At 61.6% G+C, this 22,721-nt stretch carries 17 protein-coding genes and 1 pseudogene; 2 read left to right on the forward strand and 16 right to left on the reverse strand.

Annotated features, from left to right (window positions below):
- Positions 1 to 39: 39 nt before the first annotated feature.
- Positions 40 to 603, forward strand: a complete 564-nt coding sequence (locus IVB05_RS24510; protein ID WP_247786881.1) for an invasion associated locus B family protein — start codon at positions 40 to 42, stop codon at positions 601 to 603.
- A 118-nt stretch (positions 604 to 721) separates the two neighbouring features.
- Here IVB05_RS24510 and IVB05_RS24515 read toward each other — a convergent pair whose 3' ends face one another.
- Complete coding sequence (locus IVB05_RS24515) at positions 722 to 3,010, reverse strand: arylsulfatase (protein ID WP_247778469.1); 2,289 nt, start codon at positions 3,008 to 3,010, stop codon at positions 722 to 724.
- Positions 3,011 to 3,150: 140 nt separating this feature from the next.
- On the opposite strand from IVB05_RS24515, the gene IVB05_RS24520 reads away from it, so the two are divergent.
- On the forward strand, positions 3,151 to 3,855 hold the full coding sequence (locus IVB05_RS24520) for a TetR/AcrR family transcriptional regulator (RefSeq protein ID WP_247778470.1): 705 nt from the start codon (positions 3,151 to 3,153) through the stop codon (positions 3,853 to 3,855).
- Positions 3,856 to 4,258: 403 nt separating this feature from the next.
- Here the strand turns inward: IVB05_RS24520 and phaC are convergent, their stop codons facing one another.
- The 15 genes and pseudogenes from phaC to lpdA form a co-directional block, all read right to left on the reverse strand.
- Positions 4,259 to 5,977, reverse strand: a complete 1,719-nt coding sequence (gene phaC, locus IVB05_RS24525) for a class I poly(R)-hydroxyalkanoic acid synthase (RefSeq protein ID WP_247778471.1) — start codon at positions 5,975 to 5,977, stop codon at positions 4,259 to 4,261.
- A 171-nt stretch (positions 5,978 to 6,148) separates the two neighbouring features.
- Positions 6,149 to 7,525: a sigma-54 dependent transcriptional regulator gene (locus IVB05_RS24530; RefSeq protein ID WP_247778472.1), complete on the reverse strand. Its 1,377-nt coding sequence runs from the start codon at positions 7,523 to 7,525 to the stop codon at positions 6,149 to 6,151.
- The gene (locus tag IVB05_RS24535; protein WP_247778473.1) at positions 7,515 to 9,353 is read right to left on the reverse strand and encodes an ATP-binding protein; all 1,839 of its coding nucleotides are present in this window, start codon (positions 9,351 to 9,353) and stop codon (positions 7,515 to 7,517) included. Before IVB05_RS24535 ends, IVB05_RS24530 begins: the two co-directional genes overlap by 11 nt.
- Positions 9,354 to 9,402: 49 nt before the next feature.
- Positions 9,403 to 9,642 carry a cytochrome d ubiquinol oxidase subunit II gene (locus IVB05_RS43445; RefSeq protein ID WP_253075646.1) on the reverse strand — a complete coding sequence of 80 codons (240 nt, stop codon included), beginning with the start codon at positions 9,640 to 9,642 and terminating at the stop codon, positions 9,403 to 9,405.
- Positions 9,600 to 10,406, reverse strand: coding sequence for a cytochrome d ubiquinol oxidase subunit II (locus IVB05_RS24540; protein ID WP_253075647.1), 807 nt, complete (start codon positions 10,404 to 10,406; stop codon positions 9,600 to 9,602). The genes IVB05_RS43445 and IVB05_RS24540 overlap by 43 nt, the downstream gene beginning before the upstream one ends.
- A complete protein-coding gene (locus tag IVB05_RS24545) occupies positions 10,403 to 11,794 on the reverse strand; it encodes a cytochrome ubiquinol oxidase subunit I (protein WP_247778474.1) in 1,392 nt (463 codons plus the stop codon). Before IVB05_RS24545 ends, IVB05_RS24540 begins: the two co-directional genes overlap by 4 nt.
- Before the next feature lie 89 nt (positions 11,795 to 11,883).
- Positions 11,884 to 13,206: an NAD(P)/FAD-dependent oxidoreductase gene (locus IVB05_RS24550; RefSeq protein ID WP_247778475.1), complete on the reverse strand. Its 1,323-nt coding sequence runs from the start codon at positions 13,204 to 13,206 to the stop codon at positions 11,884 to 11,886.
- A gap of 47 nt (positions 13,207 to 13,253) precedes the next feature.
- Positions 13,254 to 15,530: an NADP-dependent malic enzyme gene (locus tag IVB05_RS24555; RefSeq protein WP_247778476.1), complete on the reverse strand. Its 2,277-nt coding sequence runs from the start codon at positions 15,528 to 15,530 to the stop codon at positions 13,254 to 13,256.
- Positions 15,531 to 15,607: 77 nt separating this feature from the next.
- Positions 15,608 to 16,033: a TIGR01841 family phasin gene (gene phaP, locus IVB05_RS24560; RefSeq protein ID WP_247778477.1), complete on the reverse strand. Its 426-nt coding sequence runs from the start codon at positions 16,031 to 16,033 to the stop codon at positions 15,608 to 15,610.
- A gap of 49 nt (positions 16,034 to 16,082) precedes the next feature.
- Positions 16,083 to 16,442, reverse strand: coding sequence for an acyl-CoA thioesterase (locus IVB05_RS24565; protein ID WP_247778478.1), 360 nt, complete (start codon positions 16,440 to 16,442; stop codon positions 16,083 to 16,085).
- A gap of 55 nt (positions 16,443 to 16,497) precedes the next feature.
- Positions 16,498 to 17,223: an acetoacetyl-CoA reductase gene (phbB, locus tag IVB05_RS24570; protein ID WP_247778479.1), complete on the reverse strand. Its 726-nt coding sequence runs from the start codon at positions 17,221 to 17,223 to the stop codon at positions 16,498 to 16,500.
- A gap of 126 nt (positions 17,224 to 17,349) precedes the next feature.
- On the reverse strand, positions 17,350 to 18,522 hold the full coding sequence (locus tag IVB05_RS24575; protein ID WP_247778480.1) for an acetyl-CoA C-acetyltransferase: 1,173 nt from the start codon (positions 18,520 to 18,522) through the stop codon (positions 17,350 to 17,352).
- A gap of 44 nt (positions 18,523 to 18,566) precedes the next feature.
- Positions 18,567 to 19,936 (reverse strand): annotated as a pseudogene (locus IVB05_RS24580) (dicarboxylate/amino acid:cation symporter).
- 28 nt (positions 19,937 to 19,964) lie between these two features.
- Positions 19,965 to 20,936, reverse strand: a complete 972-nt coding sequence (locus IVB05_RS24585) for a TAXI family TRAP transporter solute-binding subunit (RefSeq protein WP_247778482.1) — start codon at positions 20,934 to 20,936, stop codon at positions 19,965 to 19,967.
- Between the two features lie 28 nt (positions 20,937 to 20,964).
- The gene (gene lpdA / locus IVB05_RS24590; RefSeq protein ID WP_247778483.1) at positions 20,965 to 22,713 is read right to left on the reverse strand and encodes a dihydrolipoyl dehydrogenase; all 1,749 of its coding nucleotides are present in this window, start codon (positions 22,711 to 22,713) and stop codon (positions 20,965 to 20,967) included.
- Positions 22,714 to 22,721: the final 8 nt, after the last annotated feature.

Consider the following 22,721-nt stretch of genomic DNA (forward strand, 5'->3'; position numbering starts at 1 on the left):
CTACCGAAGGTAGTTCATTTCGGAGCCGGTTCAGTGAAAATTTTAGTAAAATTTGCAGTCGCTGCCGCGACAACCTTCGGTTTATGCGGCCATAGCCACGCCCAGGCGCCCAAGGCCAAAAATAACGCCGCGCCCTTGGCCCAGGCAGCGCCGGCTCCTACCGCCGCAGCGACCGAGGGTGCGAATACACCAGCGCCTCCCGGCTGGATTGCGCGATGCAGCAGCGCAAGCCGTGGCGCACCGCTCGAATGCGCGATCGAGCAGAGCGCGGTTCTGACCAAGACCGGCCAGTTGATCGTGCTGATCAATATCCGCGTATCAGCCGAAACCCGCGCGCCGATCGCACTGGTGCAATTGCCGCTCGGGCTCAACCTGCCGGCCGGCGCCAGAATCCAGGTCGACGACGGCAAGGCGTCCGAGTTGCAGATCCAGACCTGCGAGGCCCGCGGCTGCTACGCCAACCTGCAGATTTCGCCCGACGTGCTGGCCGCATTGAAATCCGGCAAGCAGTTGAAAGTGTCGTTCCAGAATCTGGCGAAGGAGACGATTACAATTCCCATGCCGCTGGGCGATTTCGCCGCGGCGTATGAGAAGATTAAGTAGGCGCTCTCTCCATGTCATTGCGAGCGCAGCGAAGCAATCCATCCCTCCGCAGATGACAAAATGGATTGCTTCGCTTCGCTCGCAATGACGGGTCTGCTTGCGGCGGGTCCTACACCAGCTACTGCCGCGCCATCTCCGCAGCCCCCACCCCCTCGCCGTCCAGCTTCTGGTCGTCATGCATGTCGACCGTCACCCGCAACAACTGCCCGGTGAATTCGTACGGCGCCTCGTAGTACGAGACCGGGCTGGAGCGGTCGCGGCCGATGTCGAGGCCGGACCACGAGATGAAGTTGTTGAAGGCAAGCTGGGTCTGGATCGAGCCTGCCGCCTCGCCGTCGATCAGGAGCGTATAGGCCGTCACGCCGGTGCGGGAGCCCTTGGCCGGCGGCTCCTTGCGCAGCAGACGCTCGACATGCACGCCGAGACGGTGCGCGCCTGATGGCACCTTGCGGTTGGAGGTCACGATCTCATGGCCGCCGCCGATATTGAGATCGTGCACCAGCACGCCGTCCTTGATGTAGAGGCTGTAGCCTGACGTCGCATCGCCATGGGCGATCAGCACGCCCTCGGCGCCATCATCGCCAATCTCCACATGGGCTTCGATGGTGTAGCTGCGGCTGCGCACATCGGGCGCGACGTCGGTCGGCACGTGCCCCATGCCGGCGTGAAAAGTGAATTTGTTACGGGCGCCGTGGAAGCGCGCCGCGTTCTCCGCAAAGCGCGGGCCGAACCGGTCGTCGAGCGGCAGGACTTTGTGCTTCTCGGCCTCGCTCCACCACAGTCTGATCATCGCTTCCAGCCGCTCGGGCTCTTGCGCCGCCAGATCGTTCGTTTCCGAAAAATCCTGCGCCAGGTGAAACAGCTCCCATTTGTCGTTCTCGAACGGCGTGCCCGAGGGATGGAAGGAAACCGCCTTCCAGCCGTCCTGCCAGATCCCGCGATGCCCGAACATTTCAAAGTATTGCGGCGAAGGTTTTGACGGCGCGGCTGGATCGGCAATCGAGCGAGCAAAGCTCTCGCCTTCGATCGGCATCTGCGCGACGCCGCCAATTTCGGCCGGCGGCGTGATGCCGATCAGGTCGAGCAAGGTCGGCGTCAGGTCGCAGGCATGGACGAATTGATGGCGCACCTCGCCTTTGGCGGCGATCTTCTTCGGCCAGGTCATGACGAAGGGATCGCGGATGCCGCCGCCATGGGTGTTCTGCTTGTAGCGGCGCAGCGGCGTGTTCGACGCCATCGCCCAGCCGTGCGGAAAGTTGCTGTGCGAAGCCGGCCCGCCGATGTCGTCGATCCGGCGCAGCTTTTCCGCGATCGGTTCGGGACGGAAATTATACGGCCCCATCGCGTTGACGAAGCCGAGCGGCCCGCCCTCCTGGCTCGCGCCGTTGTCCGACAGCACCAGGATCAGGGTGTTGTCGCGAATGCCGGCTGTGTCGAGAAAGCCGATCAGCCGCGCCAGATGCTGGTCGGCATGATCGAGCATGCCGGCGAAGGCCGCCTGCAGCCGCGTGAAGACGCGCTTTTCGTCGGCACTGTGCTCGTCCCATGCCTTCACGCCGTCATTGCGTGCGGGCAATCGGGTTTCCGGTGGCACGATGCCCATCGCCTTCTGCCGTGCCATCCGCTGCTCGCGCTCGACGTCCCAGCCATGGGCGAACTTGGCGTCATAGCTCTTGATGATGTCCATCGGCGCCTGGTGAGGCGCGTGGCAGGCGCCGAGCGCCACCCAGGTCAGCCATGGGATATCAGGCCGGTCGGCGGTGTGATCGGCGATGAAGCGGATCGACTGGTCGATCAGGTCGGACGTGAGGTGATAGCCATCCGCGTAGGTGCCGGGCGCATCGATGTGGGTGTTGTCGGAAACGAGTTCCGGCGCAAACTGATCGGTCTCGGCATCGAGAAAGCCATAGAAGCGATCAAAACCGCGGCCGAGCGGCCAGCCGTCGAATGGCCCGGTGGCGCCGCTTTCGGTCAACGGCGTTACGTGCCATTTGCCGACCATGTAGTTGCGATAACCGTGCGGCCGCAGCATTTCCGCCAGCGTCCCCGCCTCGCGCGCGATCTTGCCGCGATATCCGGGGTAGCCGCTATCGAAATTGGCGAGGCAGCCGACACCGACCGAATGATGGTTGCGCCCGGTGAGCAGCGCCGCGCGCGTCGTCGAACACATCGCGGTGGTGTGAAAGCCGGAATAGCGCAGGCCTTCGGCGGCGAGACTGTCGATGGTCGGCGTCCTGATGGCCGAGCCGTAGCAGCCGAAATCGGAGAATCCCACATCGTCGAACAGCACGACCAGGATGTTCGGCGCGCCTTGCGGCGGCTTCGGCGCCGACGGCCACCACGGCTTCGATCCGGCCACCGTCTTCCCGATCGTGCCGCCGAACGGCTTTGCGCTGCCTGCCGCCATGCTTTCCTCCCGTTTTTTGGATGCGACCGCGGTTGACCCACAGGTTCGCCGGGGCCACGGCAACGCGCTGCCTGCGCATTGCCAGAAACCATAATCCGAATTATCATTATTGTTATTTCGAACGGAGACGCAAGTTCCCAATGCAGCGACCGCCCGAACTCGACCTTCCCGGCGTCACCCCGTCGCGGCAGCAGCGCAGCCGCGAGACCACGGCCGCCCTGCTCCAGGCCGGCGCGGAGATGTTGCGCACGCACAGCCTCGCGGAATTGTCGATCGAGGTGCTGTGCCGGCAGGTCGGCGCCACCGTCGGCGCCTTCTACAGCCGCTTCGAGAGCAAGGACGCCTATTTCAATGCGTTGATCGAACTGGCCGCGCGCGACGGCGGAAGCCGACTGTCCCGGATGAAGGAGGACAAGCGGCTGGCCGATGCCGATCTCGCCGGGCTCAGCCGCCTCCTCGTCCGCGGCACCATCGGCTGGGTACGAAACCACGAAGGCGTGCTGCGCGCAGCACTGCAGCACGACGACACAAGGCCGGACCGGTGGTCCACCTTCAAGGGGCTGGCGCGCGCCAACGTGGCGGACGCCACGCCAATCCTGCTTGGCGCCATGGGCCGGGCCGACAAGGCGGCAAAAACGCGCGCCATCGCCTTCGGCTTTCAGGTCGTGCTGGGAACGCTGGTCAATGCTATCCTCAACGATCCCGGGCCGCTGTCGATTCACGACCGGGAAATGGAAGAGCGGCTGGCGAATTGCCTGCTGCTGTTGCTGCAGGCGGAGATGACGGCGCCGACGGTTCGCAATTCGCGCGGTCGCAAAAAACCGGCTCATCGTTCGCAGGGCTGACCCGGGACCGCGGTAAATGCCGCCCGCAGCCCCCTGCAATTCGGCCCGAAAAGGCCCGGACCGAGCGAGTAGAACGACGCACCAGCGAAAGCGGCGATTTGCAAAATCCCCGCTCCAGCCGATTGCCCGGACATCCACCTAACCTATTGATGTCACTGAGCAATTATTGGGGAATGGTGTAACGGTAGCACAACGACTTTCGGGCTAAGCCGTTGAAATCTCTCACTTGGTTTTGCAAACCACCTCCATTCTCCGGCTATATCCGGTCACTTCTGAAACGTTTGCAAAACTCTTCTCGTTGTCCTCGGTGTTGAGCAGATTAGTTGATCGATGGCGAAGCTGTCATCCTTGGCGTTGACGGTGTTCCCGATTTCGCGAATATCCACGCTCATTATTGATACTGTCAGTCGGCCTTTTCCCTCACATATCGGCCGGGCGCAGATTCACCGGGAGGGTAGAGGTTGCTGCCGAGTTGCGCGCGCGCCGGCAGTTGCTCTTCCGCCTGCGGCTTGAGCCAGCCGATCCAGTCATTCCACCAGCTGCCGGGCTTTTCATTGGCGCCGGCCAGCCATGTCGCGGGATCTTCGCATCGATCGGTCGATACCCAATAGCTTCGCTTGTTCTTCGACGCCGGATTGATCACACCAGCGATATGTCCGCTCGCGCCGAGAACAAAGCGAGTGTCGCCGCGGAAGAGGCCCGTCGTCCGATAGGCGGACCGCCACGGCACGATATGGTCCTCGACGGTCGCCAGAACATAGGCAGGCAGGTCGACCCGCCCCAAATCGACTGACGTGTTGCACATCATCAACCTGTTCGGGTGCCGGAGATTGTTCTCCAAGTACATGTTCCTGATGTACCAGCAGTACATCGGTCCCGGCAGATTCGTCACGTCGGCATTCCAGAACAGGAGATCGAAACGCTCGGGCGACTTCCCCTTCAGGTAATTGTTGACCACGTTCGGCCATATCAACTCTTTCGAGCGCAGGGTCTGAAAGACGAACCCGAGTTCGGAGCCGCGGTAGATGCCTCCATTCCCAATGGTCTGCTCACGCTGTCGCACGCTATCCTCGTCCACAAATACGCCGAGGTCACCCGGCTCGCGGAAATCGAGCATGGTCGTCAGCAGTGTCACGCTGGCGACCGATTCGTCGCCTCGCGTCCGCAGGATAGCGAGGGCAGACGACAGGATCGTTCCGCCGACGCACCAGCCGACCACGTTGACCTTGTCAGCACCGGAAACCGATCGGGCGATCTCGACGGCGCGCATTGCGCCATGCTCGACGTAATCATCCCATCCAAAATGCCCGCAAGAGGCATCCGGGTTGCGCCAGGAAACGATGAAGACCGTCATGCCGTGCTCGACCGCGAACCTGACAAAGGAATTGGCCGGCTGAAGGTCAAGAATATAGAACTTGTTGATGCAGGGCGGCACGATCAGCAATGGCCGCACGGCCACCTGCTCGGTCGCCGGTTCATATTGAATCAGTTGAAACAGGGCATTCTCGAATACGACGGCGCCCTTGGACGTCGCGACGTCTTTCCCGACCTCGAAAGCGCCCTCGTCCGTGATCGTCAGGCTGCCCCTGCCCAGATCCGACATCAAATTGTCCAGGCCTGCCTTGAGGCTTTGGCCTTCGGTGTCCGTCGCGAGCTTGATGACGTCGGGATTGGTGGCAAGAAAATTGGTCGGACTCATCGCTTCGACGAGTTGGCGCGTGAAGAAACGCAGCCGATGCTTCTCCTTTTCGTCCAGATCCAGCGCTTCGACGAAGTCGGTGCAATAGCGCGAATTCAGCAGATAGCATTGCTTCAGCAGACTATGGAGCGAATTGTCCCGCCATTCCGTGGCGTTGAACCTGCGATCGCCGCGCGCGGGTTCGAGCGCCGCTTCGGTCTGCATTCCCGCAGCCGATTTGAAGGCGCTTTCCGTGAGTTGGTACAGACGCATCAGATGGTCAGCCTGTAGTTCGGCGATACGCCTCGACGAACCCAGAGACGATTTCGACGTCGTACCGTCGCCGTCGGCACCCGGCGCCCATCCCAGCGACCGCCAGAGGCTCGCGCCTGCCTTCATGAACCCTTCGACAAATTCGTCAGGTATATTGAATGGCCGATTCATCAACTACCCCTCGCTCAGCAAGATTGAATGTTTCGTTCGTTTCCTCTTCGGGCAGCTTCTGTCGGCGCCCTTCGCTCTCGTATGCGCCAAGAGCTTGTCAGCTATCCGGCCGGACCCGTGGCTTCGGCCGCCAAGCCTGTCCAGGGTGTCGCAAATGGCCGCTTGTTGTCGTCAGGAGCCGGAGCGAACATTTGTTCCCTCCCTGATCTCGTCAACGTTGACCGAAAGGCGCTTGATCTTGTCGTACAGCGTCTGCTTCGGGATGCCCAAAAGCATTGCAGTCGCCTGAACGTCGCCTTGCTTGCGCCGCAGCGCGTCCTCGATGATCGATCGCTCGATGTTTTCCAACTGTCGAGGCAGCGACACATCCGATGTACCCAACCCGGGCTTGTTGATGACCTTGCCGTCGAGCACGCCAAGCACGAAGCGATCGGCGACGTTACGGAGCTCCCGTACGTTTCCCGGCCACGAATAGGCCAGCAAGACGGACAGCATCTGCTCGTCCAGTATCGGCGCGTCGCGCTCGAACCGTCTGGCGGCGTCCAGCGTGAAGTGCTCGAACAGCAGGGGAATGTCTTCGCGGCGCTCGCGAAGCGGCGGCAGTTCGATGAATGCGACGCCAAGGCGATAGTAGAGATCGGCGCGAAATAGCCGCTTCTCGCTCAACTCGAGCAGATTCGTCTTACTCGCCGCAACGACGCGGCAATCCACCGAGATCGGCTTGTTCGTTCCGACGCGTTCGATCGATCGATCCTGCAGCGACCTCAGCAACTTCACCTGCACGCTAAGCGGCATGCTCTCGATTTCGTCGAGGAACAGTGTTCCTCCGTTGGCATATTCGATCTTTCCGATGCGCTGGCGGGTGGCACCGGTAAATGCCCCGATTTCGTGGCCGAACAGCTCGCTCTCGACGAGCGATTCAGGGAGACCGCCGCAGTTCACCGGGACATAGTTGCCGCCGCGTCGCGTGCTGTGATTGTGGAGGCAGCGCGCGACAACATCCTTGCCGGTTCCGGTCTCGCCATAGATCGTGACATCGACGTTCGTCGAGGCCAACGTGGAAACGAGCCGGCGCACTTCCTGTATTTGCGGCGAGCGGCCGAGCAGATTCGCCTCGATTCCCTGGCGGTCCGCGAGCGCCGATCGGAGCGAGCGCACCTCCAGTGTCAGCCGTCTCTTTTCGGTCGCTCTGCGTACCACCGAGACGAGCTGCTCCGACGAGCACGGCTTCTCGATGAAGTCGTAGGCGCCGTTTCGCATCGCCTGCACGGCCATGGAAATATCGCCGTGGCCGGTGATCAGGATCACTGGCAGATCCTGATCCAACCTGTGCAGATCGGATTGCCATTCAAGGCCGCTCTTGCCGCGCAGACGTACGTCGCAGACCACGACGAAGGGCATGTCGGAGCGCACGGATGCGCTGGCGGTCTCGACCGAAGCAAATCCCGAGACCGAAAACCCCGCAAGTTCGAGGGCCTGAACACCGCCGATCCGGACATCGTCGTCGTCCTCGACGTAGATCACGCCGATTGATTGGTCATCGCCCATGCGAAGCCGCCTCTGTTGTGTCAGCCAACGGAAGAATCACGACAAATTCGGCACCACTCGAAAGGTTCCGCGCACGCAATTCGCCGCCAAAGGTTCGCGCGATGTGGTTGGAGAGCATCAGACCTAGACCGAGCCCCTTGCCTGCAGGCTTTGTCGTCACAAAAGGCTCGAACATGCGCTGGAGAACATCGGAGGAAATCGCAGGACCGCTATTGCTGATGGCGATGCGACAGCGGGCGGCTTGCCCCTCTTCTCTGGTTGCCCGGATCAGGATCGACTTTCGCTCGACGCTCTCCACGGCATCCAGCGCATTCGCCACAATGTTACACAACAGCTGCTCAAGCCGCGTTTGATCGGCAACGACGCTAAGGTCAGCGTCAATATCCGACACGACGGCGACGCCGCCCTCCTTTACACGCGCGGCGAGTAGCTTGAGCGATTCAGCCACGGCATGTTCGATAGAGACCGCGTCAAGCGCGCTGCTTGATTTGTATGCGAAAATCCGCAGTTGACTGGTCAAGCGTCCGAGCCGGCGTACCAGCTCGCCAATGCGGGTGAGGTTTCCACGGGCATCGCCGATCGACCCGCGATCAACGAGCAATATCGCATTGTCGGCCGCGGTCTGCAGCGCGGCCAGAGGTTGGTTCAGTTCATGCACGATTCCGGCCGACATCTGGCCGAGGGCGGCGAGCTTGCCGGCATGGACCAAATCATCCTGCGCGGCCCGCAGTTCGGCGGTTCGTTCCTGCACCCTGATCTCGAGCATGTCGTTTGCAGCCTGCAACGCCGCCTGGTTGGCCAGACGCTGCTTGATCGCTCGCCTGCGCTGCTCGACCAGAACAGCCGCCAGCAACGCAACGATGCAGGCGAGACCCGACATCGCGCCGATGATCAGCGCGGTCTGCCGCGTCGGCACCTCGTCGTCGAGCAGGACCAGTTTCCACAGGCCGTGGTTGATCGGACGTTCGCTGAGGGTGTAGGCCGCGCCGTTTTCTGCGGTGATGCGTGCAGCACCATCCGAGAACTGGGCAACGAAGGTCCATCCGAGCGGCGTCAGTTCGTGGTTGCCGTATGGCTTGGATCGCGAAATCTCATCGCGCATCTGATGCGACAGCGGCGCCATCGGACGAAAGCGCCACGCGTCGCGGGACGAGAGTATCGCGACCCGGCGCTCGTCAAGCAAAAGGATATCGCTCTCAACGTCGCGCCATCCATGCTCGAACGATTCCAGGTTGACCTTGACGGTGGCAACACCCCTCGTCTCCCCGCCGTCCTTCAGGGCATAGGAGAGATAGTAGCCGGCGCGCGCGCTGGTAATGCCGACTCCGAAGAACGCCCCTCGACCTTTCGAAAGCGCCTCGCTGACATAGGGACGGTACGACAGGTTCTGGCCAAACGGTGTACCCGGCTGCTCGAAATCAGCCGCGGCCAGCGTATCGCCGGAGACGCCGAGGACGTAGAGATTTTCGGCTCCCGCAAGCAGATTGATCGACTTCAAGTACTGGCTGACGGTATGCCGCAGTGCGGGATCGCTGGGTGCGCCGAGCAGCCGGAAGACACTGGGGGACGTCTCGAGCAAGGACGGCAGGTATTCAAATCTTGAAAGATGACCGTCGAGCCGGACGGCCTCCACGGCCAGCCGCTGCTGGGCGGCGGCGCGCAAATGCTCCAGTCCGCGCTGGAAAGCCACTGCATATCCGAGCCACGAAGCGGCCATGACCAGCGCGACTGCAATTGCACCGCGCACAAGCCAACGCGTCGAACCAGGCGCCACCGAACTGATTTCGGGACTCCCCTTGATGTTCACCAGCGATGGAAGGTCCGTCATCTCGGCAACCAGACAAATCCGAGGAGCGCCGGCCACGACGGACGACCGCTCATGCATAGTCTAACTCTATGGTCTTGCCCCGGAATACGCGATAGGAAAATCCGGTGTAGGCGATAATGACAGGCAACGTGACGCAAACTCCGATCAGGATGATTTTGAGCGACTCGGGACTGCTGGCGGCTTGCCAGACGGTGAGCCTGTCGATCACCACGAAGGGATAGATGCTGTAGCTGAGGCCGAGGAAGCTCAGGAAGAAGACCAGCACCAGCAATGCGAAGGGCAGCAGCACAGGCTGCCGCGCACGGCCGGCGACCCGAGCAGGAGGCGCGCCGCCAGCAGTGCAATGCCCGTCGTGATCGGGATCGACACCACCGCAATCATCGCCGGCAATGTAAACCATCTGACACGAACGGTCTCGCTGATCCACGGCGTTGCCATCGAGATCAGTATCAAGCCCACGACCATCGGCGGCCAGGCGATCTTGCTCCATCCGATCGCCTTTTCCTGGAGCTCGCCGTCCGTCTTCATCACCAGCCATGTCGCGCCAAGCAGCGCGTATGCCATCGGCAGCGCCACCGCAATGGCGCCTGCAAAGATCGGATAGTTCCAGCCCTCGCCGAAGCCGCTGATATAACGACCGAGCATCCACCCCTGGCACACCGACGCAAGCATCGACCCGGCGATGAACAGGCGGTCCCACATCGCCTTCCGGCCGGCCTTGCCCTTGACCCTGAAATCGAAGGCCGCGCCGCGCAGGATCAGGCCAACCAGCATGAGAGCGGTCGGCAGGTACAGTTCCGACAGGACCAGCCCATGCGCCTTGGGGAAAGCGACGAGGAGCAGGCCAACGCCAAGAACCAGCCATGTTTCATTGGCGTCCCAGAACGGACCGATGGACGCGACCATGGTATCCCGCTCCTCTGGTGTCGCCCGATGCATGAGCATGCCGACCCCGAGATCGTATCCGTCACTCACCACATAGACGAGCAGCGACACCCCCATCAACCCGATGAAGATCAGCGGGAGCAGTTCGTCGAACGACATCGAAGTCATGCGAATTCTCCCCGGTGCTGATATTTCTGTTGGCCCTCTGCGAGCCCCTCCGTTATGAGCGGCCGCGCGGTCTTATCCGCCGTCTCCGACATGTATTTCAGCACGCCGACATAGGCGGCGAGCAACACCAGATAGAGCACAACGTAGATTCCCAGGGTGAGGGCAACGCTCGATGACGGGACACGCGAGGCCACATCGCTCGTTCGAATGAGGCCGGCAACGATGAAGGGCTGGCGTCCGATCTCCGTGACGTACCAGCCGGCAATGGTGGCAACCCAACCTGCAAAAGTCATCGCCGCGAACAGCTTGAGCATTGGCCGCGGCATCCGGGCGAAATCCCAGCCATCGCGCCAATGCCTCCACAGACCGATCCAGCTGACCAGCAGCATCAGGATGCCGGTACCCACCATGATCCGAAAACACCAGAACACCGGAAAAACCGGTGGATGGGCTGATGGAAACTCGTTCAGTCCCTTGAGTTCGCCGTCAGCCTCGTGCCGGAGGATCAGGCTCGCAAGTTTTGGTATGGCCAGCTCGAAACGGTTCGATCTTGTCGAATCGTCCGGGATCGCGAACAGGAGAAGCGGTGCTCCGCGCGTAGTTTCCCAGATGCCTTCCATCGCCGCGACCTTCTGCGGCTGATGCTTGAGCGTATTGAGCCCGTGAAGATCACCCGCCACTATTTGCGCCGGCATAGCCAGGGAGGCGAGTATCAGCCCGGTCCGCAATACGCGTGACGCGCTGGCCACCGCGACTCCCTTGAGAATCTGCCAGGCGCTGATCCCGATGAGCAGGAACGCGCAGGTCAGCGCGGATGCCAGCATCATGTGGACGAAGCGATAGGGGAAGGACGGATTGAAGATGATTTCCAGCCAGTTCTTGGCGTGAAACTGGCCATCGATGATTTCGTATCCGGCCGGCGTCTGCATCCAGGAATTGAGCGCAAGAATCCAGAATGCGCTCATCAGCGTACCGAGGGCGACCAGAAAGGTCGATCCAAGGTGAACCATCTCGCCGACGCGGCGGTGGCCGAACAGCATCACGCCGAGAAAGCCCGCCTCCAGAAAGAAGGCGGTCAGCACTTCATAGCCGAGCAACGGGCCCGCGATGTTGCCGACGCGCTCCATGTAACCCGGCCAGTTGGTGCCGAACTGAAAGCTCATGGTGACGCCGCTGACGACCCCGAGCGCGAACGTCAGGGCGAATATCTTGGTCCAAAGGCGGTAGGCGCGCAGCCAATCGAGCTTCTGCTGCGGGTCGGTCGCGCGCAGGTGCTTCAACCGAAAAAACAGCAGAACCCAGCCCAGCGCGATCGAAATCGCGGGAAACAGAATGTGGAACGTGATGTTGGCGGCAAACTGGATGCGCGCAAGGAACACAACATCCATCAGGATCCCCTCCAGCTTCGGCGCAGCGCCTTCGCATCAATCAAGCTTGCATCGGCCGGCACGACATCCCTCCCGCTTGCGACTTGATATCAATGCAGCTTCACATGCGGCTCGGTGCGCCGGGTGATCAGGCGAGCCAACGTGTCGAGCACCACCTTCACCGAACCGTGCAGCGCGTGTTCGTGCATCTTGTAGAGCGACAGGTACATCACCCTTGCGAAGATGCCTGCGAAGACAAGGTTGCCGCCCACGAGCGCCCCCATCATCGAGCCAACCGTGCTGAATTCGCCGAGCGACACCAGTGATCCGAAGTCCCTGTACCGATAGTCCTTGAGCGGTTTGCCCTGCAGATATTGCGGAATCTGTGAATAGAGGTACGAGGCCTGCTGGTGAGCCGCCTGTGCGCGAGGCGGCACATTGCCACGCTCGCCCCATGAGCAGGCCGCGCAGTCGCCGATTGCAAAGATGCCGTCATCGCGCGTTGTCTGCAGCGTCGGCCGAACGACGAGCTGATTGATGCGGTTGGTTTCGAGACCGGCGATATCTTTCAAGAAATCGGGCGCCTTGACTCCCGCAGCCCATACGATCAATTCGGCGGGAATCGTCCGGCCGTCCGTCAGGTTCACACGGTCGGCGCCGACCTCGGAGACCTTGGCGCCCACCAGCAGATTGACGCCCAGCCTGACGAGCAACTTCTCCGTTTCCTTCGAAACCCGTTCGGGCAAGGCGGGAAGCACCCGTTCGGCGGCTTCAATCAGCGTAATCCTGATGTCCTTCTGGGGATCGACCTGATCGAGGCCATACGCCACGACTTCACGCGTCGTTCTGTGGAGCTCGGCCGCAAGTTCGACGCCGGTCGCACCGGCCCCGATGATTGCGACTTTCAATTGGTGCGCTCCCAGAGGCGACGATTGGGCATGCGCGCGGATACACGCGTTGACCATTCTTTCGTGGAACCGCCGTGCGTCCGACTGCGATTCAAGCTTGATCGCATGGTCCACGACCCCAGGCGTGCCAAAGTCGTTGTTCTGGCTTCCGACGGCGATGACGAGGACATCATAGTCAAAGGTCCGCTTCGGCGTGACCTCGCGGCCCTCAGCGTCGAAATACGGCGCCACCTGCACCTGACGGCGATCCCGATCGATCCCGGTCATCTCCCCGATCCGGTAACGAAAGCCGTGCCAGTAGGATTGCGCAAGATAGTCGACCTCGTGGGCAGCGATATCCATGCTCCCGGCGGCAATTTCGTGAAGCTTCGGCTTCCACACATGCGTGCGGTTTCGCTCGATCAGCGTGATGTCGAGCTTTCCCTTGCGTCCGTACTTGTCGCCCAGGCGCGTCGCAAGCTCCAATCCGCCGGCTCCGCCTCCAACGATCACGATGCGGGATGTTCCCAACTGCGGCTCACTCATGATGGCCTCGACCGATCAGTTCACAGCTCGTCCAAGCGCTTTCCCGATCAAGCTCGCTCCGAAACCGCGTCAGCGGCCGCGACAGCAGCCATGTTCACGATGCGCCGCACAGTGGACGACGGCGTGAGAATATGGGCCGGCTTTGCCGCCCCGAGCAGAATGCCGCCCACCGTCAGCCCCTGCCCCGCCGCCATCCGCAACAAATTGTAGGAGATGTTGGCGGCATCGAGATTCGGCATCACCAGCACGTTCGCCGGTCCTTCGAAATCGGTATCTGGAAACTCGTGATCCAGCACCGACTGCGACAGCGCGGCATCCCCGCGCATCTCGCCCTCCACGGCCAGATCGGGCGACCGCTCGCGAATGATCGCGCGCGCCTCCCGCATCTTGTGCGCTTCCGGGAGCGCCGAGCTGCCAAAACTCGAATGCGACAACAACGCCACCCTCGGCGTGATGCCAAACCGCCTGACCTCGGCCGCCGCCAGCAATGCAATATCGGCGACCTGCTCGGCGGTTGGATTGAGATTGCAGTGCGTGTCGCAAATGAACAGCTGATGCTTTGGGAGAATGAGCATCTGCATCACGGCGAGCGTGCGCACGCCGTCCCGGGTCCCGATCACGTGGCGTATGGCGGTGAGGTGACTGGCGGTCCTTCCGATGACCCCGCACAGCATGGCATCGCCGATGCCCCTCTCGAGCAGGATCGACGCGAGCACCGTCGCGTCGCTTCGCGTCTCCGAGAGGGCCAGCGCGGCCGACACGCCATCACGCTTTCTGCGCGCATGATACACTTCCGCGCATTTGGAATAGACCTGCGCATCATGAGGATCGATAATCTCGCAGTCGCTGCCTGGCTTGAGCCGGAGACCGAAGGCCTTGATCCGCTCTTCGATCGTTGACGGCCGGCCGAGCAGCAGCGGCCTGGCAATTCCCTCGTCGGCGATGACTTGCGCTGCGCGCAGTACGCGCTCGTCCTCGCCTTCCGCCAGAAGCAGGGACTTGCCGCTTCCCTTCGCCACCGAGAAGACCGGCTGCATCGCGTTGCCGGACTGGTAGACGAACCGGCCCAGTTTCTGACGATAGGCCTCCATATCGGCGATCGGCCGCCTGGCGACGCCAGTGTCGGCAGCCGCCTTGGCCACCGCCGGCGCGATCATTTCGATGAGCCGCGGGTCGAACGGCTTGGGAATGAGGTAGTCGCGGCCAAAACGCAGCCCCTCTCCCTTGTAAGCGACGGCGACCACCTCGGGCACCTCCGTCATGGCCAGATCCGCGAGCGCGCGGACCGTAGCAAGCTTCATCTCCTCATTGATCGTGGTCGCGCCGCAGTCCAGCGCGCCCCTGAAGATGAACGGAAAGCACAGCACATTGTTGATCTGGTTGGGGTAGTCCGAACGTCCCGTCCCGATGATCGCATCGGGGCGGACCGCCAGCGCGTCCTCCGGCATGATTTCGGGTATCGGGTTGGCCATGGCGAAGATCAACGGATCCCGCGCCATCTTCTTGACCATGTCGGGCGTGAGCACGTTGCCCGCCGAAAGGCCGAGAAAAATGTCGGCATCCTGGATGATCTGGTCCAGCTTTCGCGCGTCCGTCGTTACGGCGTAGCGCGCCTTGTTGTCGTCCATGCCTTCGGTGCGGCCGGCATACACCACGCCCTTTGCATCGGTCACGATGATATTATCGTGTCGCAGCCCGAGACTGACGATGAGATCGAGACACGCAAGCGCCGCTGCACCGGCGCCGGAGCAAACCAGCTTGACGTCCGCGATGTCTTTCTTCACCAGCTTCAGCCCGTTGAGGATCGCCGCGGCTGCGATGATCGCGGTGCCGTGCTGGTCGTCGTGAAAGACGGGAATCTTCATTCGGGCGCGGAGCTTCTGTTCGATGTAGAAGCATTCCGGCGCCTTGATGTCCTCCAGGTTGATGCCGCCGAAGGTCGGCTCCATCCTGGCGATCGTTTCGATCAGCGCGTCAGGATCTTCCTCGGCGAGCTCGATATCGAATACGTCGATTCCGGCGAACTTCTTGAACAGGCAGGCTTTGCCTTCCATCACCGGCTTGCTCGCCAGCGGGCCAATATTGCCGAGACCAAGCACGGCGGTGCCGTTGGTGACGACGGCCACGAGGTTGCTGCGCGCCGTCAGTTCATCGGCCTGCAAGGGGTCCTTGGCGATGACCAGGCAAGGCTCCGCCACGCCGGGTGAATACGCCAGCGCCAGATCGCGCTGCGTTGCCATCGACGTCGTCGGCACGACGGAGATCTTCCCCGGCGTCGGCAGGCGATGATATTCGAGTGCGGCTTCCCTCAGATCCTGATCCATCGTGTTCCTCGACTGGTTACTTCGTTCGAGAGGCCGGTCCGAGCGACCTCCCTCCTGCTCTGAGCCGCCGGCGGGCCTCACGCTCTGGCGCCGGGATTGCGCATCGCCGCCATGCCGTCCTCGAAACGACGGCGCAGTATTTCTATCGTTTGCTTTTGGGATTCGGTCGCCGTCTCGGCAAGCTGGCGCATGTTGGCCAACGCTTTCTCGAATCCCTCCCTGGCGATCTCGGCGCGGCGTCCCGCGACGGATTCGCCGCCCGCCTCGGCGGCGATCGCCTTCATGGTTTCCTGGAAAACCTCGGCCTGTTGCGCCATCAGGTTTCGCCAACCGTCATATGCCGACCGATTGACCTCCATGAGCGCGTCGATGTTCTTCTTCTCCGTGTCGATCAACGCTGTCATATCGACGCCGCTGATCTGGCAGGATTCGATGAGCTTGGCGAAGTCGAACCCGGCAAAGCCCCAGTCGGCGTCGTTTGACTTCGATTTGCTGTCGGACATTTTTTCTCTCCTTCATCGGTTGTCGGTGCAGTCTCGTTTGAAGCGTCGTTTACGGTAGAGATGCTTCCTCATGTCGATCAGGCGCGATTGGCGCAGGACGTCCCTCGCCGTCGAGCGCGACGAACGTAAAGATGCCTTCGGTCACCTTGACACGGTCCCCCAGGCGGCGGCGCAGCGCCCAGGCCTCCAGGCGGATCGCCAGTGATGTCCGGCCCACACGCTCGGCCGCGGCGTACACGCAAAGAACGTCTCCGACATGGACCGGCTTGATGAAATGCATCGCCTCGATCGCAACCGTCGCGACACGCCCCTGCGCACGCTGGCCGGCATGGATGCCACCCGCGATATCCATTTGGGAAAGCACCCAGCCACCGAATATATCGCCGCTCGGATTCGCATCCGCAGGCATGGCGAGCGTTCGTGTCGTGAGATCCCCTCGTGGCTGCATCGACATGGCGGCGGCCTCAGACCATGCTCTGTCCGCCGTTGGCGGATATCGTCGATCCCGTGATGAAGCCGGCCTCGTCGGATGCCAGGAACAGCACCGTTCGCGCGATCTCGTGCGGTTCGCCCAGACGGCCGACCGGGATCAGGGGAAGAATGTTCTTGGCCACGACCTCGGGGTTGATCGCCTTGACCATCTCGGTGGCGATATAGCCGGGGCAGATCGTGTTGACGGTGATGCCGGAGCGCGCTCCCTCCTGGGCCAGCGCCTTGACGAAGCCCATGTCGCCCGCCTTGGCGGCGGAGTAGTTGACCTGGCCCATCTGGCCCTTCTGGCCGTTGATGGAGGAGATGCAGATCACGCGGCCGAACTTGCGCTCGCGCATTCCTTCCCACACCGGCCGCGTCATGTTGAACAGCGAGTTCAAATTGGTGTTGATGACCCCGTACCATTGGTCCGGCGTCATCTTGTGGAACATGCCGTCCTTGGTGATGCCGGCGTTGTTGACCAGCACGTCCACCGGACCCAGATCAGCCTCGACCTGCTTGAGACCTGCGACGCAGGCGTCGTAGCTCGACACGTCCCATTTGTAGACGTTGATGCCGGTCTCGCCCTTGAACTTCGCCGCCGCCTCATCGTTGCCGGCATAGCTCGCAGCTACCTTGTAGCCGGCCGCCTTGAGCGCGATCGAGATCGCCTCACCTATGCCTCGCGTACCGCCCGTTACCACCGCAACTCTGGACATCGTCTCCTCCTGATCTTGATCGGTTCAACTTGCATTCGCCGGCTCTCGGGGAGCCGTTGTCGTTCGCGGGCGGCCCGGTGCCGTCCGCATCTCGCTCCGGCCGGAACGACCGGCCCGTCCGCCGGTCTAGCGCTCGACCGTCAGGGCGACGCCCATGCCGCCGCCGATGCACAGCGTGGCAAGGCCTTTCTTCGCGCCGCGCTTCTGCATCTCGAACAGAAGCGTCGTCAGAACGCGCGCGCCGGACGCACCGATCGGATGGCCGATGGCGATGGCGCCGCCGTTCACGTTCACGATCGAGGGATCCCAGCCCATATCCTTGTTGACCGCGATGGCCTGCGCCGCGAAGGCCTCGTTGGCCTCGACAAGATCGAGGTCCCTTACTTTCCAGCCGGCCTTTTCGAGCGCCTTGCGCGACGCCGGAATTGGGCCCGACCCCATCACCGCGGGATCGACGCCCGCGGTCGCCCAGGAGACGATCTTGGCAAGCGGAGTGAGGCCGCGTTTGCTGGCTTCGTCGGCGCTCATCAAAACCAGCGCGGCCGCGCCGTCGTTGAGACCGGAGGCGTTGCCGGCGGTTACCGTGCCCTCTTTGTTGAAGGCGGGCTTCAGCTTTGCCAGCGCATCAAGCGTCGTGCCGGGGCGAATAAACTCATCCTGGTCAACGACAACGTCGCCCTTTCTAGTCTTCACCGTGACGGAGACAATCTCATCCTTGAATCTGCCGGCCTTTTGAGCGTCCTCGGCCTTGTTCTGCGAGCTGGTGGCGAACGCGTCCTGCTCTTCCCGGGTGATCTGCCACTTGGCGGCGATATTCTCCGCGGTGACTCCCATATGATAGCCGTGGAAAGCATCCAGCAGCCCGTCCTTCAGCATGGAATCGACGAACTTGGTGTCGCCCATCTTGGTGCCGTTCCGCATGTGCGACAGATGCGGCGCCATCGACATCGACTCCATGCCGCCGGCGACGATGACTTTCGCATCGCCATTGGCGATCTGCTGCAAGCCGAGCGCCACCGACCGCAAGCCCGAACCGCAGAGCTGGTTCATGCCCCACGCCGTCTTCTCCTTCGGAATGCCGGCCGCCATCGCTGCCTGCCGCGCCGGGTTTTGCCCCTCGCCGCCAGATAGTACCTGGCCCAGGATCACTTCATCGACATCTTCCGGCGCGACCTTGGCTCGTTCGAGCGCGCCTTTGATGGCAATGGCTCCCAATTCATGGGCAGAGATCGAGCCGAGCGCTCCGTTGAACGCACCGACCGGCGTCCGGGCAGCAGACACAATTACTACTTCAGTCATGATCAACTCCTCGTTTAGCGTTTCCTGCGCTTCCGTTTTCAAGGTCAAGCGACGACTGGCTGGGGCGCGCCTGCCTCTATCTCGTCATCCGCAATCTTTACTGACTCCGGATCGTCCGCTTCGGCATCGCGCTCCTGGTTTAGACGTTGGTGGAGCACTTCTTCATCGAGCGCCCTTCCCATTTGGCGACAACGACTGTCGCAACGCCATTTCCTATGAGGTTGGTGAGCGCGCGCGCCTCCGACATGAAGCGGTCAATGCCAAGGATCAAGGCGATGCTCGCGACCGGAATTGTCCCGACGGATGCAAGTGTTGCGGCTAGAACGATGAAGCCGGATCCCGTGACACCGGCGGCGCCCTTGGATGTAAGGAGCAGAACGCCAATGATGCCGAGCTCTTGCCAGATCGTCAGGTTCGTACCGGTCGCCTGCGCCAGAAAGATCGCGGCCATTGTCAAGTAAATACAAGTGCCATCGAGGTTGAACGAATAACCGGTCGGAATGACCAAACCGACGACCGACTTTTCGCAGCCAAGATTTTCCATCTTGGCGATCATACGCGGCAGTACTGTTTCCGACGACGAAGTGCCAAGCACGATCAGGAGTTCTTCCTTGATATAACGGATGAACTTAAAGATCGAAAAACCGCTAAGGGCAGCAACGGAGCCGAGCACGACGAAGACGAACACCAAGCATGTTACGTAAAACGCCAACATGAAGTTTCCCAGCGAGATCAGCGTCGCCACGCCATACTTGCCGATCGTGAATGCCATTGCGCCGAACGCTCCGATCGGGGCAACTTTCATGATGTAGCCCACGATCTTGAAGAACACGTGGCTCACGACATCAATCAGCCGCAGCACGCCCTCACCGTGTTGACCGAGAGCTTGCAACCCAAATGCAAACAGAATCGCAAAGAACAACACCTGCAAGATTTCGCCAGTGGCAAACGCGCCCACGACTGTCGACGGGATAATGTCCATCAGAAACTGGACCGTGCCCTGGTCCTTCGCTTTTGCGGTGAATGCCGCGATCGACTTTGTGTCAACCGTCGACAGATCGACGTTCATGCCTGCGCCAGGCTTCCACAAATTGATAACGATAAGTCCGATGATCAGCGCAGCCGTCGTTAGAACTTCGAAATAGATCAATGCCTTCAAACCAACACGTCCGACCTTCTTCATGTCGCGCATGCTGGCAATACCATGCACAACCGTGAAGAAGATGATCGGGGCGATAATCATCTTGATGCATTTGATAAACGCATCGCCGAGCGGCTTCATCTGCTCGCCAAGCTGAGGATAAAAATGGCCCAGTAATATGCCGGCTGTGATTGCAGCCAACACCTGCACATAGAGGTGCTGATACCATTTTACGGAATGGTGACCGCCTGTCGTTGCTGCTGCTGTTGCCATATCTCATTCCTTCCCTAGAAACTGTTTCTCAGTCCGAATGCGCAACCCCAGGCGTAACCCTGTTGCGGTACCAACTGACCGCGCCACCATGAAGCGGAATGAAATTGTTGCGCGTGATGTTCGAGGGGATCGTTTCCGCCGCCGCCGGATGAAATTCGACCATCCGCTCGTTATTGGCGAACACTGTGTCGACGATGGCTGTGACCAGGTCGTCCGGCAAATCCTTGTGCGCAACGGCAAAGTTGAACAGGCCGACCGTGTCGTAACGGCGCCGCAAGGTAGGATACGAACCCGCCGCAACAACGGATGCGGAGAGTTCCGGCATCGTCAGGCGCAGCGTTGCGATCTCCTGCCGCGTGAGAGGGAGGTAGCGCACCTTCGCCTTTCGCTCGATATCGATAAGCATCGGAACCGGTACGCCGGCCCCAACCGCGAGCGCATCGATGCTTCGCGCCAACGACTTCTCCGCGAGCTCCGCCCAATCGCCGTGAACTACGGTGGCCTCGATCTTCAGCGTCTTGAGGAACTCGGGAAAGTAGGTGGCGGTGGTGCCGCCTTCGGGCCCGACACCGATACGTTTGCCGGCGAATTCGGCAAACGATTGAATCGGCGAGTCACTGAGCACCTGAAACTGAAACGGCGTATCATACATCGCGAACATGACGCGCATGTTTCGGTATTGCCGCCCATCGGTCCAGGCAGCGCTGGCGTTCCAGGCTTGCAACGCCACGCCTTGTGTGACGAAGGCCAGTTGAATTTCACCGGTCTCAAGCAGCTTGATATTCTCAATCGGGCCGCCGGTTGGTCGCGCTACTACCGCGATGCCGAGTTCTCGCGAGAGCAATCGGGCCAGCCCTTCGCCGTAGGCGTAATAGGTGCCGCCTTCCGACGCGGTGCCGAGAGTGAGCACCTGGGGCCAATGCGCCTCCGCCGCCGACGCCAACTTGGGCGGAAGCAGAAATGCGAGAAGGATAAGAATTCGCCACGCTCTTGAAACCATGACTGTCTCCTTCGTCTCAACCGCGGCGTCACTTTTTCTTTTGTGGCGGAAGGTCCGTGCAGTGGCCCTCGAACACCTCGGCCGCCATGCCGATGGACTCTCCGAGTGTCGGGTGCGGATGAATGGTCTTGCCGATATCGGCCGGCTCGCAGCCCATCTCGATCGCAAGGCAGACCTCGCTGATAAGATCGCCGGCATGCGTCCCGACGATGCCTCCACCGACGACGCGGTGCGTCGTGGTGTCGAACAGCAGCTTGGTAAAACCCTCGTCGCGGCCATTGGCGATGGCGCGGCCGGAGGCTGCCCATGGAAAGACCGCCTTGCCGACCTTGAGCCCCTCGGCCTTGCACTGCTCTTCTGTCTTGCCGGCCCAGGCGACTTCAGGATCGGTGTAGGCGACGGAAGGAATTTGCCGCGCGTCGAAGTACGACTTCAAGCCATGCGCGACTTCCGCGGCCACATGGGCCTCATGCACCGCCTTGTGCGCCAGCATCGGCTGGCCGACGATGTCTCCGATCGCGAAGATGTGCGCCACGTTGGTGCGCATCTGCTTGTCGACGTCGATGAAGCCTCGCTCGGTCACCGCGATACCGGCCTTCTCGGCGCCAATCTTCTTGCCATTCGGGCTGCGGCCGACCGACACGAGAACGAGGTCATAGATCTGTGGCCCGGCAGGCGCCTGCTCGCCCTCGAAACTCACCTCGATCCCGGCGTCCGTCGCCTTCGCGCCTACCGTTTTGGTCCTCAGCATGACCTTGTCGAAACGGCCGGCGTTCATCTTCTCCCAGACCTTGACCAGATCACGGTCGGCTCCCTGCATCAGGCCGTCGAGCATTTCGACAACGTCGATGTGCACGCCAAGCGTCGAATAGACCGTCGCCATTTCCAAACCGATGATGCCGCCACCGATCACCAGCATGCGCTTGGGGATCGATTTCAGCTGCAGCGCGCCGGTCGAATCGACGATGCGCGGATCCTCAGGCAGAAACGGCAGTTTCACGGCCTGGCTGCCGGCAGCGATGATGGCGTTGGCGAACTTGACCGTCTTCTTGCCTGCGGCCGAGACAATCTCGAGATGATGCGGGTCGAGGAAGGCACCGACGCCGGTCACGACCTCGACCTTGCGAGCCTTCGCCATGCCGGCAAGGCCGCCCGTCAACTTCTTGATCACGCCATCCTTGAACGCGCGCAGCTTGCCGAGGTCGATCTGCGGCGGGCCAAAGGAAATTCCATGGTCGGGAAGATGCCTGACTTCGTCGACCACGGACGCGGTATGCAGCAGCGCCTTGCTCGGGATACAGCCGACGTTGAGACACACGCCTCCGAGCGTGTCGTAACGCTCGACCAGCACGGTCTTCATGCCGAGATCGGCGGCGCGGAAGGCGGCTGAGTAGCCACCGGGACCGGCGCCCAGCACCAGTATGTCGCATTCAATGTCCGCCTTTCCGGCATAGGATGCCGCAGCAGGTGCACTTGGTGGCGGCGCGGCCGCGGCCGGCTGCGGTGCCGGCGCGGCCTTTGGCGCAGCAGCGGCGCCTGTGGCCTCCAGCACGAGGATGGTTGATCCTTCGTTCACCTTGTCGTCGACCTTGACCCTGACCTCCTTGACGACGCCGGCATGCGAAGACGGAATCTCCATCGACGCCTTATCGGACTCGACCATGATGAGGCTGGTGTCGACCGCGACGGTCTCGCCGGGCTTCACCATGACCTCGATCACCGCGACGTCCTTGAAGTCACCGATATCGGGGACCTTCACTTCGATCTGCTGAGCCATGCTGCTTC

The organism is Bradyrhizobium sp. 170, from assembly GCF_023101085.1.
In the GTDB taxonomy this organism is placed as follows: Bacteria; Pseudomonadota; Alphaproteobacteria; order Rhizobiales; family Xanthobacteraceae; genus Bradyrhizobium.

Excerpts from the sequence above, each read along its gene's own strand:
- IVB05_RS24515 (WP_247778469.1), bottom strand. The coding sequence starts at position 3,010 with ATGGCGGCAGGCAGCGCAAAGCCGTTCGGCGGCACGATCGGGAAGACG.
- IVB05_RS24520 (WP_247778470.1), top strand. The coding sequence starts at position 3,151 with ATGCAGCGACCGCCCGAACTCGACCTTCCCGGCGTCACCCCGTCGCGG.
- phaC (WP_247778471.1), bottom strand. The coding sequence starts at position 5,977 with ATGAATCGGCCATTCAATATACCTGACGAATTTGTCGAAGGGTTCATG.
- IVB05_RS24530 (WP_247778472.1), bottom strand. The coding sequence starts at position 7,525 with ATGGGCGATGACCAATCAATCGGCGTGATCTACGTCGAGGACGACGAC.
- IVB05_RS24535 (WP_247778473.1), bottom strand. The coding sequence starts at position 9,353 with ATGACGGACCTTCCATCGCTGGTGAACATCAAGGGGAGTCCCGAAATC.
- IVB05_RS24540 (WP_253075647.1), bottom strand. The coding sequence starts at position 10,406 with ATGACTTCGATGTCGTTCGACGAACTGCTCCCGCTGATCTTCATCGGG.
- IVB05_RS24545 (WP_247778474.1), bottom strand. The coding sequence starts at position 11,794 with ATGGATGTTGTGTTCCTTGCGCGCATCCAGTTTGCCGCCAACATCACG.
- IVB05_RS24550 (WP_247778475.1), bottom strand. The coding sequence starts at position 13,206 with ATGAGTGAGCCGCAGTTGGGAACATCCCGCATCGTGATCGTTGGAGGC.
- IVB05_RS24555 (WP_247778476.1), bottom strand. The coding sequence starts at position 15,530 with ATGGATCAGGATCTGAGGGAAGCCGCACTCGAATATCATCGCCTGCCG.
- phaP (WP_247778477.1), bottom strand. The coding sequence starts at position 16,033 with ATGTCCGACAGCAAATCGAAGTCAAACGACGCCGACTGGGGCTTTGCC.
- IVB05_RS24565 (WP_247778478.1), bottom strand. The coding sequence starts at position 16,442 with ATGCCTGCGGATGCGAATCCGAGCGGCGATATATTCGGTGGCTGGGTG.
- phbB (WP_247778479.1), bottom strand. The coding sequence starts at position 17,223 with ATGTCCAGAGTTGCGGTGGTAACGGGCGGTACGCGAGGCATAGGTGAG.
- IVB05_RS24575 (WP_247778480.1), bottom strand. The coding sequence starts at position 18,522 with ATGACTGAAGTAGTAATTGTGTCTGCTGCCCGGACGCCGGTCGGTGCG.
- IVB05_RS24585 (WP_247778482.1), bottom strand. The coding sequence starts at position 20,936 with ATGGTTTCAAGAGCGTGGCGAATTCTTATCCTTCTCGCATTTCTGCTT.
- lpdA (WP_247778483.1), bottom strand. The coding sequence starts at position 22,713 with ATGGCTCAGCAGATCGAAGTGAAGGTCCCCGATATCGGTGACTTCAAG.